This is a genomic window from Candidatus Eisenbacteria bacterium (genome assembly GCA_018831195.1).
Taxonomy (GTDB): Bacteria; Eisenbacteria; RBG-16-71-46; order CAIMUX01; family JAHJDP01; genus JAHJDP01.
This window is the reverse complement of record JAHJDP010000084.1, coordinates 110,870-125,063: the sequence shown is the minus strand read 5'-3', so window position 1 is coordinate 125,063 and position 14,194 is coordinate 110,870. Positions and strand designations below refer to the sequence as shown.

Annotated in this window: 11 protein-coding genes; 7 read left to right on the top strand and 4 right to left on the bottom strand. The window is 56.0% G+C overall.

From position 1 onward, the window contains the following. Positions 1–129 precede the first annotated feature (129 nt). Positions 130–1,683, top strand: a complete 1,554-nt coding sequence (locus tag KJ970_14360) for a flippase (GenBank protein ID MBU2692100.1) — start codon at positions 130–132, stop codon at positions 1,681–1,683. A gap of 15 nt (positions 1,684–1,698) precedes the next feature. On the opposite strand, the gene KJ970_14355 is transcribed toward KJ970_14360, so the two are convergent. Together KJ970_14355 and KJ970_14350 are read right to left on the bottom strand one after the other, a co-directional pair. Continuing rightward, positions 1,699–3,027 (bottom strand): formylglycine-generating enzyme family protein, encoded by a 1,329-nt coding sequence (locus KJ970_14355; GenBank protein ID MBU2692099.1) that lies wholly within the window; start codon positions 3,025–3,027, stop codon positions 1,699–1,701. A gap of 61 nt (positions 3,028–3,088) precedes the next feature. Further along, a complete protein-coding gene (locus KJ970_14350) occupies positions 3,089–4,564 on the bottom strand; it encodes a VCBS repeat-containing protein (protein ID MBU2692098.1) in 1,476 nt (491 codons plus the stop codon). A 328-nt stretch (positions 4,565–4,892) separates the two neighbouring features. Between KJ970_14350 and KJ970_14345 the strand changes: the two genes are divergently transcribed. From KJ970_14345 to KJ970_14325, 5 genes are all read left to right on the top strand, one after another. Further along, complete coding sequence (locus KJ970_14345; GenBank protein MBU2692097.1) at positions 4,893–5,102, top strand: zinc ribbon domain-containing protein; 210 nt, start codon at positions 4,893–4,895, stop codon at positions 5,100–5,102. 57 nt (positions 5,103–5,159) lie between these two features. Continuing rightward, positions 5,160–5,702 (top strand): DUF456 domain-containing protein, encoded by a 543-nt coding sequence (locus tag KJ970_14340; protein ID MBU2692096.1) that lies wholly within the window; start codon positions 5,160–5,162, stop codon positions 5,700–5,702. 144 nt (positions 5,703–5,846) lie between these two features. Next, entirely contained in the window at positions 5,847–7,058 is a 1,212-nt protein-coding gene (locus KJ970_14335; protein MBU2692095.1) for a hypothetical protein, read from the top strand. A 176-nt stretch (positions 7,059–7,234) separates the two neighbouring features. Further along, positions 7,235–9,484 carry a CehA/McbA family metallohydrolase gene (locus tag KJ970_14330; GenBank protein MBU2692094.1) on the top strand — a complete coding sequence of 750 codons (2,250 nt, stop codon included), beginning with the start codon at positions 7,235–7,237 and terminating at the stop codon, positions 9,482–9,484. A gap of 9 nt (positions 9,485–9,493) precedes the next feature. Further along, complete coding sequence (locus KJ970_14325; protein MBU2692093.1) at positions 9,494–10,789, top strand: hypothetical protein; 1,296 nt, start codon at positions 9,494–9,496, stop codon at positions 10,787–10,789. Here the strand turns inward: KJ970_14325 and KJ970_14320 are convergent. After that, positions 10,776–11,009 carry a DUF3343 domain-containing protein gene (locus tag KJ970_14320; protein ID MBU2692092.1) on the bottom strand — a complete coding sequence of 78 codons (234 nt, stop codon included), beginning with the start codon at positions 11,007–11,009 and terminating at the stop codon, positions 10,776–10,778. The genes KJ970_14325 and KJ970_14320 overlap by 14 nt on opposite strands. Positions 11,010–11,060: 51 nt before the next feature. Further along, entirely contained in the window at positions 11,061–12,206 is a 1,146-nt protein-coding gene (locus KJ970_14315; protein MBU2692091.1) for an aminotransferase class V-fold PLP-dependent enzyme, read from the bottom strand. 481 nt (positions 12,207–12,687) lie between these two features. On the opposite strand from KJ970_14315, the gene gdhA reads away from it, so the two are divergent. After that, positions 12,688–14,049 (top strand): NADP-specific glutamate dehydrogenase, encoded by a 1,362-nt coding sequence (gdhA, locus tag KJ970_14310; GenBank protein MBU2692090.1) that lies wholly within the window; start codon positions 12,688–12,690, stop codon positions 14,047–14,049. Positions 14,050–14,194: the final 145 nt, after the last annotated feature.

The window sequence follows — 14,194 nt, the reverse complement described above, 5'->3', positions numbered from 1 at the left end:
GGGGAGGGGCGCTCTTGAGGGAAGGCTGTCAGCACCTTGCCCGGGGATGAACGCCGGTGATAAGCTCACATCCCGTAGACCCGAAGGCCCGTAGACCCGAAGGGAACCCCACCTGAAGGGACCCCAGAAGTGGAACGATCCACCCTCCGCGATATATCTCGCGGCAGCCTTTATCTCGGCCTGGAGCAGCTCACCCAGGTCATCTTCGGCACCCTCTATTCAATGGCTATTCTACGCCTCTTGGGGCCGTCACTCTACGGTATCCTGAGCCTTGGCTTGGCGGTGGCCGGTATGGCGGGAATCGCGACCCTCAATCTCGACTCCTACCTCGAACGTTTTGTCGCCGAATTTCAGGCCTCCGGCCGATCCCACATTCTTCGGACTCTTGTGGGGAAGATCCTCGCCGTCAAAGGTTCGCTTGGTGTCGGCGGCATCTTTGCGGTGACCCTGCTGGCGGGAGTTCTGACCCGCTTTTATGAAAAGCCGGAACTGGCCGCCGTTCTCCCCGCCGTGGCGTGGATGATCTTCCTTGAAGCCTGCTATGTCGTCTTCCGCGCCACCCTCTTCGGTCTGCAGCGTTTTAAGTTGATCTGGATTCTGGCGCTCGTCAGCAATATCAGCAAGATGGTGATGGTCGGCCTCGTCGCGGCCTTCCACGGCGGTCTGGTTGAGTTGGCTTGGGGACTCATCGGCGCCGTGGGATTGATGACCATTACTGCCGGATTTCTGGTCTGGCGCCTCCTGCCGCCGGGCGAAAAGAAACCGGAGGACCCGCCGCCCGCTTTTCGTGAAATCTGGCGCTATGTCCTGCCGCTGCTCGGCGCCCGTTCCTTCTTCATGGCGGGACAGCATCTCACCCGCGCGATCCTCGGCGCCTTCCTCGGCTCCCGCGAGCTGGGCCTTATCTCTTTTGCCATCGTGACGACCGAGCGTTTTGTCGGCTTGGCCTACGCGATACCGATCTCGCTGCTGCCCTCGATGTCGCGTCTGCGCGGCCTCAAAGATCACGCCGGCATTGAGAAGATTCTTGTGGCCGGATTCCGCATCACCTCGGCCCTGGCCCTTATCTTTTCCGTCGTGCTTTTCACCTTGGCCCGCGAGATCATTGTCGTTCTCGGCGGCTTTGATTATATGGATGCGATGGTCGCCTTGCAGGTCATGTCCCTCGTCTTCCTCTTCAGAACGTTAAACCAGCCTTTCAATGTGACATTTTATACATTTGAGAAAACACGGATCGTTTTCTGGCTGGCCGGTGTCAAGCTGGTCGTCGAATTGGGCCTGTATCCCGTTTTGATTCCCATCTTCGGAATTACCGGCGTCGCCATCGCCAGCGTCGTCAGCTCCCTCGTAACATTAATCCCGGCGATGATCGCCGTCGGACGGATCTTCCCGGAGACACAGCGGGCCCGTGTCGGTGTGGCTCTCAAAACATGGGGAACGGCGGCCCTGCTCGTCATTTCCGCGGCGTTCGTCTTAAAATATGTTCCCTTGATATGGCCGAGTCTTCTGGTGAGGATCAATCTTGTTCTCATCGGATTGATTTTGGGGATTGTCCTGATGCGCCTCATCCGCTCGGAGGATTTCGCCCGCCTGCGCGCCGAAATCCAATCCCCCACGCAGCAAAAGATCCTCGCGGGGATGGAGGCTTTGTTAGAGCGGGCCGAAGGGGCGATGGGGAGCTGATGTTGCCGGGCGGTATCAGTCACCCGATCTCACGGGCCGCAAGCCGGTCCCTTCGTCCGAAAATATCGGGCTGCTGCTGTGCCGGCTGGCGGATCGGCAATTCCTCGAATTGTATCTCCAATCGCCTCCCCGAATGACCCTATGGCCGTTCGACTCATCAAGGAATACAGGATCCTGCTCCGCTAGAATTTCATAATCGCTGATGTAGCCGTCATAACACCACTCCCATAAATTGCCGTGCATGTCATAAAGACCCCACGCATTGGGAATCAGTTGTCCAACATCATGACGACTGAGATTGGAGTTGCCGCAGTACCAGCCGATCTCATTGAGTACTGTATCATTACAATTTGTATTGTTGATCCGGCCGTTCGCAAAGGGGGTCGCGCTGCCGGCCCGGCACGCGTATTCCCACTCCGCATCTGTCGGTAAACGGTAGCCGTTTGCCGTTTGATTCCATGTCACATATCCATTGGAACCATTGATGGTATAGACCGCCGTCAAGCCCTCCGCATTCGAAAGCGCGTTGCAAAAGGCCACGGCGTCGTCCCAGCTTAGATCATTCTTCGGCAGCGCTGAGGTCGAGGAGCCCGTTCCCATGACATCGTCCCACCATTGCTCCGTCACTTCATACTTTGATATGTAGAACCCCCGGGTCAAAGTAACAGGGTGTTCTGTTTCATCGTCGTCCCGTCCCGGTTCGTCGGCGGGGCTGCCCATGGTGAAGACACCGGCGGAAATGAGCACAAAGTCTCCTGAAACGCCTGAATCCGCGATATAGGCGACCCGGAATATCGTGGTATCCTCCGCCGCCAGCGTTCGCGTCTCATCCGAGGGGATATTCCATCCGGAAACGGTATTCCAGGAGACTGTATAATCACCCGGCGGCAGATCATTCAATATCTCGTCGCCGGCGCCGTTCTCGCTGTAACCGCCGGGCCCGGTGAGCGTCCATGGCGCATCGAGGTCGTCGGGCGAGGGGTCCATGATAATCGTGCCGGTGTTTTCAATATAAGCGCCAATGAATGTCAATGTTGAATCCGACATCAATGTTTGTGTTTCGCCGAAAGGTCTGATCCAACGCTCAACCGCGCCCCACGATATTGTATAGTCACCCAACGCCAGGTCAGCCACTGTCGAATCGCCCGCGCCACTTGCATTGTAGCCACCGGGCCCTGTCAGAGCCCAAGGGGCGTTGAGGCCGTCCGGCGAGGGGTCCATGACAATCGTACCCAACTGCAGTTCGGGCACTTCCGGGTTATCTTCTTCGCTGCAACCGGCAATAAATAATGGGATCGAGAGCATCAGCCCCATCCATAAAACACGATATAATAATTGAGTCATCGCGAAGCTCCAAAATATGAGTCGAATTCACCGCTGTCTAGATCATTACTTTCGGCGCCAATCACTTCAACATCAATATCCGACCCGCTGTCGCCTGATGGGCCTGAATCCATTTCACAAGATAGACCCCGCTGCCGACGCGGAGACCGCGGGCGTCAAGGCCGTCCCATTGGATCTCAGATCGGCCGCCGGAAAGGGGCAATGTGACAACTTCACGGCCGTCGGCGCGATAGATCACGACCTGTCCGGGATCCGTCAAGGGGAGACCGGGACGGCGCAGTGAAACCGAGCCGCGCGACGGTTGCGGTGAAATGATCAATCGTGTTGAGAAGAGATCCGTATTCACGCCGGGTGTTGATGACGACGGCAACGTATTCAGAAAAACCATCACCGGCTGGCGGGCGGTGGCGACGGCAAGATCGAGATGACCGTCGCGGTTCATATCCCCCACGGCGATCGCCGTTGCGCTGGACGAACAATCATAGGTCCAATCGGCCGTCGTCGAGAGCACGCCCTCATTGTTCAAGTAGACCCGCGCGTGTCCGTTCCCGAAATTGACCGTGAACAGGTCGGGGTCGTTATCTTCATCGATATCGCACCAGAAAAGCTCCTGGCAGCCGTGATAGCTGTCGGCCGATTCCCACACGGCCGGTGTGACGGGACCGGTGCCTGGATTTTCAAAGAGCTGGCAGGGAGCGCTGTTGCCGCCCACGGCCAGTTCCAGAACGCCGTCGCCGTCGACATCGGCCCAGCCGATCCCCTTATCCGAGCGATTCGGCTCGCCGGTCGACCACCCCTGGGTCGCATTCAGACCGCCGCCGGTATTGTAATAGACGCCGGTCGGCCAGTTGACCCATTTGGAAACGGCCAGATCGAGGTTGTCATCGCCGTCGGCGTCACCGAAATGAACGCTGTTGGAGATACCGAGATCATTGCTGGCCCAGGTCGGCGTCGTCGAGAGCGCGCCGCCGGTATTGGCGAAGATATAAACCGGGCGGGTGGGATCGGCCGAGTTGCCTTGATTCGCCGTGGCCAGATCGAGATCCCCATCCCCATCCACATCGCCGAAATCGCAGCCGATCGTCCAGGTGGCGTCGGCACTGAACCATCCGGGGCTGTTGGACAATCCGCCGGCTGAACCGAAATAGATGACGCTGGGTTGCAGCGATTCGCCGCCATTGGCGACAAAGAGGTCGTCATAATCATCATTGTTGATATCGATGACATAGAGATCGGTCGTGTGCCGCTCCGCCGTCGTCATCCAGGAGGGCGTCGTTTCCAGTGTTCCGCCGAGATTCATATAGATGTAATTGTAATAGTCGATGATCGGCGGATAGGCGTTGGCCCAGTAGCAGCCGACGGCGAGATCCTGCCATCCGTCATTGTTGGCATCGATCCAGGCCATCCCCCCGACAGCGCGCTCCAGATCGGCCTGCCAGTCGGGCGTCGCGGGAAGTGGAACCTCATCGGCCAGGACGCCACCGGGAATGAAAACGGGGGCAAGCACCAAAATAAGGACCCACTGCAATCGGCGCATAAAAAGCTCCATTTCATGGCAGCCAAGGCGGCAACCGAATCCCAGGCCGAACCGAAAGTCCGGCCTGTAGCCAAATTCGCGACTTGGTATCGTCCATAGAGTTACCAAGCACGGATATCGTATCATGAAGTCCTGACCGAAGGTATGGGCAGCACCCTGTAAACAGAATCTACCTTGAAACTTTTTCCCTCGCAAAGGTATAATGAACTGCTGGGGCCGCCAAAAAACGGCCCCTTCCCTGGGGAATGCCGGGCCCCTGTTTCTGTACGACGGTCTCCGTTGGACGGTTTTTGTATGATCTTTGTCTTTTGTATAAGGAGTTGTCAGGATGCCCTTCTATGATTATAAATGCCGCAAGTGCGACAACATCTTTGAAGAGATGGTTCCCATTGCAACGTCTGATGATGCGATCCGGTGCCCCCGTTGCGGCGCCCTTGATTCTGAACGGCAGATCTCGGCTCCCTCTATTTCAAAGGGCAAGAACGGAGCAGCGCCGATGTCGCCGGCAAGCTGCGCCCACTCGAAACGGTATTCATGAGGCTGATCCTGTCTGCGGTCGCAGACGCAAGCCGGATTCGATAATGATCGAACTCCCATGAATTGGCTTCTCCTTCCAAAAATCGCCGGGATGATCCTTCTTGATCTCATCCTGCTGGCCGGGCTCCTGGCCATCCCCCTCGGCCTCTCGGGAAACTTCATCATTCTCGGCGCCGCTCTGATCGTGGCGTTGATCAGCAAGTTTCAAATGATCGGCTGGCTGGCGTTACTCATTATGACCATTGGGGTTATCGTGGGCGAGATCGTGGAATCGTTTCTGTCTTCTCTCATGGCCAAGAAGTACGGCGCGACGGGCTGGGGCATGTCAGGGGCCTTCCTGGGCGGATGGGGCGGCGCGATTCTGGGGGGGGCGATCGGCGCCACCCTGGGCACCATCGCCCTACCCATTGTCGGCACCCTCATCGGCTCCTTCCTCGGGACCGCCATCGGCGCCATCCTTCTCGAACTGGGAAGGGGCTCGGGCAAAGAGAAGGGGATCCGGGCCGGCGCGGGCGCCTTTGTGGGAAAGGTCATGGCCTCCTCATTTAAAATCGCCATCGGACTCGCTATGGTGATCTATATCGTCATCCAGGTTCACTAGGCAGGGAGAGGCGCGGCACCGATGATTCTTCTGACACTGTCCTCTGAGATTCATATTAAATCCCCCCGAACACGGCACCGATTCATCCGGATCTTGGCGGAAAATCTCAAATCGCGGTTGTGTGAGGAGGCTCCGGGCGCCCAATTGAGCAGAACCTGGAACCGGATCGTCATCAGGGGCGAGGATCTGGATCAGGCGGCGCTTATTGCATCCGAAACCTTTGGGGTTCAACGCGTTGAGAAAATCCGCCCTGTCAGTAACGCCCCTCTTGAGGAGATGTCTGTAGCCGTCGCAGAGGCGTCCCGCGACCGTGTCGTGGGCAAAACCTTCGCCGTCCGCGTTCGTCGACGGGGAGGGCACGCATGGACATCCCTTGATGCTGAGCGTCTTATTGGATCCCATCTTTTTCCGTATGCCGCCGGCGTCGATCTGATCCATCCGCAGGTGACGGTGCAAGTCTATGTGCAGGGAGATCAAACATCCCTGGTGGAAGAAACGCTGGAGGGCCCGGACGGATTGCCCCTCGGTGTGCAAGGCCGCGCCTTGACCCTGATTTCCGGCGGATTCGATTCAGCGGTCGCCGCCTGGATGATCATGCGCCGCGGTGTACCGATGGATTTTCTCCACTTCTCCCTCGATTGCGCTCAAAGCGAGCACGCCACCGCCGTGACCTATGAGTTGGTCAAACGCTGGGGACACGGAAACCAGTCCTTTTATCACAGGATCGATTTCCAGCCGGTCAAGGAAGCCCTGCTCAAGTATGTCGATTCGAGCCTGCGGCAGGTTGTTTTGAAGCAGTTTATGGTCGCTGTCGCCGAACTGGTGTTAAAGTCGTTTGGGCACCTCGTTCTCGTGACGGGAGAATCGGTGGGACAGGTCTCAAGCCAGACGATAGCCCACCTCGCCGCGATCGACTGTCATTGTACAACAACAATCCTCCGCCCCCTTTCCGGTTTTTCAAAGATTGAAATTATCAATAGATCCCGGCTCGTGGGGACCCACAACCTCTCGGCCCGCGCGAAGGAGGTCTGCGACCTGTCGGATGGCCCTGTGGCGGTTGCGGCCCGCCGGTGGGAGTTGAACAATGCTCATGGGGCCCTCCCCCCCGATCTGATTCATTCGGTACTGACTTCCTGGAAGTTCATCGATATCAACGATTGGGAACCCGGATGCCCCATGATTCCGGTTCTTGGGGCCAGTCCATCAGATTATACCCCGGTTCATGCCGGGAAAACCCCGCCCCCCGATGAGGGACCGGTCGCTCTAACCGGAAGAAAGGCAGCATGGGCCGCTTCGAAGCTTCACCGCGCCGGACGGGAAGTCTGTGTGATAAAAGAGGATCCATCCCTGGGTTGAAAGCCCCACCCCCGCCCCATCAGCTGACCCGTAAACCGTTCGCTCTATTTGACTAAGCTACTATTTTAGTGTATACTAATCTTCTGTGTGCGATCTGTATGCGCCAACCGACATTTCCTGCGAATAGAATGGCAACTGGGGTATGACATCGGGCCGCGAGAATGAGGTATGACATTTTGGATAAGCACCTGATTGCTCGATTTTCATTCTTTTGTTTGTGGCTGGGAATATGTCTGACACTTCTCCCGCCATCCATCCTTTATGCCGCCGATTCCGTTTATGTCTATGTTCAGGTTCAAGACGCCAACCGAGAATTAATCCCTGCGAGGGTTCATGTTCTTGATTCTCATAACCACGCCTTTCCAGGCGTCTTTGATTCAACACTGATGGCTCACGGCCCCCTGGGCGGCTACTTTTACACAGAGGGAACATTCGAAATCTTTGTCCCCAAAGGCCCCACCAACATCGTCGTCGGACGTGGATTCGAGTGGCGGCCGATGCAGATCGTGCCGAATGTACAATCTGATACCAGCTTTGTCATATCATTAGAAAAGATCTTCGATATGCGCAGCCAGGGATGGTTCTCGGGCGATATACAAACCCATGTCAAGCATCCTCCACTTGATTATGACGTCTCTCCCGAGGAATTGCACTTCATCGCCCACTGCGAAGATCTACAGCAAACATGGTGTCTTGATCAGGAATACCAGTTCACCGGAACAGAACACGCGGTCAGCACCCCCGAAGCTTCAATTTATTTTACCGTCGAGTACAGAAACAATGCCTTGGGCCATGTGGCGTTACTGGGTCTCAAGGAGATCTTTGGCGTCTCCTGTTGCTGGCTGCCCGAACCGGCTTTTCCAACCTTGGAAGATATCCATGAGCAATGGGATCCTCAGTGGGACGAATCGATGGGTCTTCTTCATCCCCACAACGGCTCGGGTTTCTTCGATGATACCGGCGGGTGGCCGACAAATGGCCTGGGACGCGAGCTTCCGGTCATGGCCGCATTGGGACATCTCGACCATTTGGATATCGCCGCCTATTCCAATGATCCCTTCGTTTACCTTGATGATTGGTATCATCTTCTGAACTGCGGCTTGAAGGTACCGCCCTCCGCCGGAACGGATGGCGTCACGAATATGTACTGGAGTTACCCGATCGGCGGTTACAAGGTTTATGTCAGGGAGGTTCCCCCGGAAGATCACGATCCGTCGAAATGGGTCAGCGCGCTGAAACAGGGAAGATCCTTTGTCACCAACTACCCCCTCATCCCCGAATTCTCTGTCAACGGCGTGGGTTCCGGCGGTGAGCTGAAACTCTGCCATCCCGACACACTGGTCGATGTCAGCCTGCGGGTCGAATCAATCCTGCCGATCCAATTCGTTCGTATCATTCGAAACGGCGACATAGAAGTCGAGATCCCGGTTGAGACGCACTTCGGGGAAACAATCGTCGACACGACAGTTCAAATTCCGCTTCAGGAAAGCTCATGGCTCGCCCTGCGCGTCGATGGCGTGACCTCTCTGCGGCATGCGGCGGCACCCAATCTTTTCGCGCACACGGGAGCGGTCTATGTGGAATTGGATACAATACCTGTGCGCAGCCGTGAAAGTGCCGCCCATTTCCTCGATTGGATCAACGATATTGAAACATTTGTGGACACTCGGGACAATTGGGCGAACCCCTCCGATCGATTTCACGTTTTGCAACAGCTGGAGCTTGGCCGTGAGTACTATCGGGAGCCTTTTGTTATCCCTTCGGAGCCCTTCAATCTATTAAAGCCGGTCGAGGGAGACACCCTTTGGACAAATTACCCCCAACTCTTCAAATGGGAAGAGAGTACCGATTTCGAACCCTTTGACCAGATCACCTATCGTGTCGAAGTCGCTTCGGACAGCCTTTTTGAGAAAGCCTTTCCCATGCTTCCGACAATGGAGACGGAACAAGAGATCAGAATCAACTCGATGCCGGGATACCCTCTCTGGGTTCGTGTCGTCGCCATCGACCGCGGTAATAACCAGACCTATTCCATTCAGGATACAGTGAAGATTATCATGATAGCTACACCCGCTGAAGTGGATGATGAGACCGATGACGATGCGATCGAATTACCTGTTCGAACACATTTGAAAGTATGGCCGAATCCCGCCAATGATCAAGTCTGGTTCCGCCTGCTTCCTCCAAATGCCGAACCAACGCGCATTGAAGTCGTCAACGTCCTGGGACGCCGGATCGCCACGAATCACAATCAAGGAGCCTCCGGATCGTCCATCCATAGAACTGGCACCAACTTGTTCATCTGGGATGGGCGCGATGAAGCAGGGCGCCTTGTACCCAGCGGCCACTATTGGATCCGCGTCTTGTCCTCTATGGATGATGTAACGGGTAAGCAAACGGTCGCCCCGGTGCTCATCCTGCGTTGATAATTATTTATGACATTGTTTAAAAAACCACATTCGCTTCCACCGCCGACCCGCAACACGGCCGGGTTCTCCGGCATTCCATCCTTTTACATGATCTTGCTGCTTGCATTCGTTCTTATGGCTCTCTCCATCCCTTCATCCGCAACAATCCATTCCTTCAGGCTTATGACCTATAACATTTATTGGGGCGGCTTTGATCACGATCCTGTTGAAGGCCGGAATTATGAGTGGCTGGGAGTCATCAAGAGCCGCAACCCCGACATCCTGCTGATTGAAGAAGCCGTCGGCTGGACGGAGCAGGAGGACGGCGTCCTCGCCGCCGTTGTTGATTCACTCAACACGGCGTTTCCAGATCAGCTTCCTTATGAAGGACGGATCGGAACCGCCGGATCGGGATTCCATGTCGCCGTTCTAAGCCGGTTTCCGATCAACGATTTCGAATTCTATAACGTGGTCGATACGGGAGAGGAAGTCATCCCCATCTACCATGTCTTTATCCATGCCACTATTGAAATATATAATGAGACAGTTCACCTGATCGGCGTCCATTTTAAACCCGGCGATAACCGGCTGGATCGCGAGACGGAAAGCCGGGCCCTTGTTTCCATCCTTGAATCAATCCCCGCCGGCGAAACGATTTGGATCGGCGGAGATTTTAACAGCTATTCCCCGGTCGATACCGAACCCGGGAGCCCGACGCCGCCCTGGTATGATTGGGGCGCCCAGCCGCCGGAAATCAAGGGCTGGGAGCCGATGGAAGCGTTGTTAAACTTGGGCTACGAAGACGCCTTCCGCACATTGCATCCGCTGGAATTGGGGTACACCCAGGGCACGGAGGGGTTCTACGGGTTATGGCCCGTGCAGAGGGTCGATTTCATCCTCAAATCACCGGGCGGAATGTGGAATCTGGAAGCGGCTGAAACGGTGAATGACAGCCTGGGCCATATCGCTTCGGATCATTATGCCCTATCAATCGATTTTTCCCGGACAACTTCCGGTATCGAACCCCCGGACCCGCCGGTCATTTCCTCCAACACACTTCAAATGCGTCCCAATCCGATGCGCGGGGAGAAGGCCACCGTTGAATACAATTTGACGAGTTTATCAAGGATTAAGCTGCGCATCATCGCGCCATCCGGCCGTTGCCTTAAAACACTCGTTGATGAATTCCAAAGACCCGGTCACTATTCGGTGGGCTGGGATGGAACCGATCATTCCGGCGGAAACCTCCCATCAGGCGCCTACTTCATTGATCTCCAGCAAGGCTCCAGGCACACATCAAAACTGTGGATTAAGATTCGATAGCGCAGAGGTCCGCATATTCAACATTTAATTTTTCGAGTGTCTCACGAACCGATTCACTCTCTCGCCCGGGTATTCTGAGACAAACACCGCAGTCGGAACTGAGCTGGCGCGGCACGGGAATCAATTTGCAGATAAATCCAGCTTCTACAAGGAATTTTTCGGCTCGCAGCGCATGGCTGCTGGAGTGAAAAAGAACGACCGCATAATCAGCATCCGTCATGAGTTCCGCGCTCTCTTCCTCTAATCCTTCCGACACCGCAACCGTTCAATGTCATTCCTGCGCCAATCGCTCGACAGCCTTCAATGCGGCGCCCACTTCTTCTTCGGTCGTAAAGTGGCTGGGCGCAAAACGCACGGCACCCTCTGGAAAGGTGCCGATTGTCCGGTGCGCCGCAGGGGAGCAATGCAGCCCCACGCGGCAACAGATCCCAAATTCCTCATCAAGGCGCAGTCCCACCTCTGAACAGGGCTTGCCTAAAATGTTAAAGGATATGGCGGATGATTGCCGGGCGGCGTCGCGTGTCCCGTAGACCGTCACAGCGGGTATCGAGCAGAGCCCGTCGATGAATTTCTGCACAATCGATCGCGTGCCTTCCCGCAGTGAAGAAAGGCCCCGCTCCATGATCCAGCGAACACCCGCCTCGAGACCGGCCAGGCCCCCGACATTCAACGTTCCGCTTTCGAAAATATCCGGGACGAATTCCGGCTGGATCTCCTTTTCCGATAGGCTGCCGGTTCCGCCCCTTTTAATCGGTTGCATGCGCCTGACATCCACCCGGTCACCCAACACCAATCCTCCGGTTCCCATCGGGCCGAGAAGCGATTTGTGTCCGGTGAAGGCCAGAAGATCAATGGCGTCGGTTTCCATATTGATCGGCAGGGTTCCCGCGCCCGCGGCGGAATCGAGAAGAAAGAGGAGATCATGCCGCCGGGCGATCCCACCGACCTCTGCGACAGGAAGAACCGTTCCCATGACATTTGAGGCGTGATTTAGAATAATTAATCGCGTTTCAGGACGGATGGCTCTTTCAACATCCTGCGGATCCAATGTGCCGTCGGGCGCGCATTGAACGACATCGACTGTGACGCCGCCCAGCGCCCGGAGAGGCCGCATGACCGAGTTGTGCTCCACGGAACTGGTGATGACATGGTCACCCGGGTTTAACAATCCGCAGATGGCCAGATTCAGGGCTTCCGTTCCGTTGGAACCGAAGACGACACGCAGTGGATCCTTGGCGCCAAAGAATTCAGCCAGCACCTCTCTGGCCGCATTGACGATGCGTCCCGCCTCAATGGCCCGGCGGTGCCCTGCTCGGCCTGGGTTGGCGCCGATATCCTCCATAAACCGCACCATGGCCTGAATGACCCCGGGGGGTTTCGGCCAGGATGTCGCCGCATTATCCAAATAGAGACTCATTCCGCGCTCCATTTTTCTTTTTCCGAGCATTCTCGAGGAGTGAAATCCAAAAGCAGACAGAAGACCATAAGATAAGATACGCTCATTTTCTCTCTGCGCGGCGGGGACCATCCGGTTCGCTTCTGATAAAATCCGGGAGACTGCCGGGATTTTCAAATCTGGATCTGATTCTAGCGTGGATGCCCTGACCGGGCAACAGAGGGGTCCAATGGATTCTTCCCATCGGGCGGTGGGCCGGGCTTGCGCATAAAATGCCTCCTTCTCTACTGCATCTTATCGATTCGACGATTATAACTCTAACAATTACAAAGAGTTACATTGTCCGTCTTCTTCATTCTGCCCTCTGCCTTTCCCGATCCCCAGCGAAGATATAAGTTCAAAGATCTAATAAAATGCATCTTGGCGATGGAGGTCCACTGTGTATACAATCCGGATTGTGTCTCTTCGCGAAGTAACCTAGCTAGGCAGGAGGAAAACCAACATGTCGAAATCAATCGCTGACTTCATGGCGGCAATCAAAGCAAAGAACCCGGCGGAGCCGGAATTCCACCAGGCTGTTGAAGAGGTCACGGAGTCGGTGTGGCCCGTCCTCGAGAAACGGCCCGAATACCGCAAGGCGAAGATTTTTGAGCGGATCTGCGAGCCTGAGCGGGTAATTCTGTTCCGGGTACCCTGGGTTGATGATAAAGGTGAGGTTCAGGTCAATCGCGGATTCCGCATTGAGATGAACAGCGCGATCGGCCCCTATAAGGGCGGCCTCCGCTTCCACCCCAGCGTCAATCTTGGAATCCTTAAGTTCTTGGCCTTCGAGCAGGTCCTCAAGAACAGCCTCACAACGCTACCCATGGGCGGCGGTAAGGGCGGCTCCGATTTTGATCCCAAGGGCAAATCTGATCTCGAGGTTATGAGATTCACCCAGAGCTTCATGTCGGAATTGTTCCGGCACATCGGAGCCAACACGGATGTTCCCGCGGGCGACATCGGCGTCGGCGGCCGTGAAATCGGTTTCCTCTTCGGTCAGTACAAAAGGCTCCGGAACGAGTTTGTGGGCGTTTTGACCGGCAAGGGCCTCAACTGGGGCGGCAGCCTCATTCGTCCGGAAGCCACCGGTTATGGCTCGGTCTATTTCGCCGCTGAGATGCTCAGCACGCGCGGCCAGACACTCGAAGGCAAGACCTGCCTCGTCTCCGGCAGCGGAAATGTTTCCCAGTATACAATACAGAAACTCCTGGATATGGGCGCCAAGGTCGTCACCATGTCCGACTCCAGCGGCTGCATTTATGACGAAGCCGGTTTCACTCGCGAGAAACTCGCCTTTGCCATGGATCTCAAGAACAACCGGCGTGGCCGGATCAAAGAGTACGCCGATAAGTTTCCCAATGTCGTCTACACCCCGACCGATCCCAATCGGGATTGCGATCCGCTTTGGAACCACAAGGCTGATTGCGCATTCCCCAGCGCGACCCAGAACGAGATTAACGAAAAGGATGCCGCGAACCTGCTCAAGAACGGCGTCTACGTTGTCTCCGAGGGTGCGAATATGCCGACAGTTCCTGGTGGGGTCGAGCACTTCATCGAAGCCAAGATCCTCTACGGTCCCGGCAAAGCCGCCAACGCGGGTGGCGTCGCGGTATCCGGGCTCGAGATGAGCCAGAACAGCCTGCGGTTGAGCTGGACGCGCGAGGAAGTCGACAAGCGCCTCCAAGGCATCATGAAGAACATCCACGCCGCGTGCGTCGCCGCCTCCGCTGAATTCGGAACTCCCGGCAACTACGTGAACGGCGCCAACATCGCCGGCTTCCTCAAGGTCGCCGACACGATGCTGGATCAGGGTGTTGTGTAAGAGAGCTGCGTCACTGAACGATTTCTGTTCAGATGAATGGAATCCCGGCCGGAGTGATGCCGAGGCGAAGAAGTAGCAAGCGGGGAGGATGAAAATCCTCCCCGCCGCTTTTTTTGTTTAATTCGATCTAACATAACATGTCGCC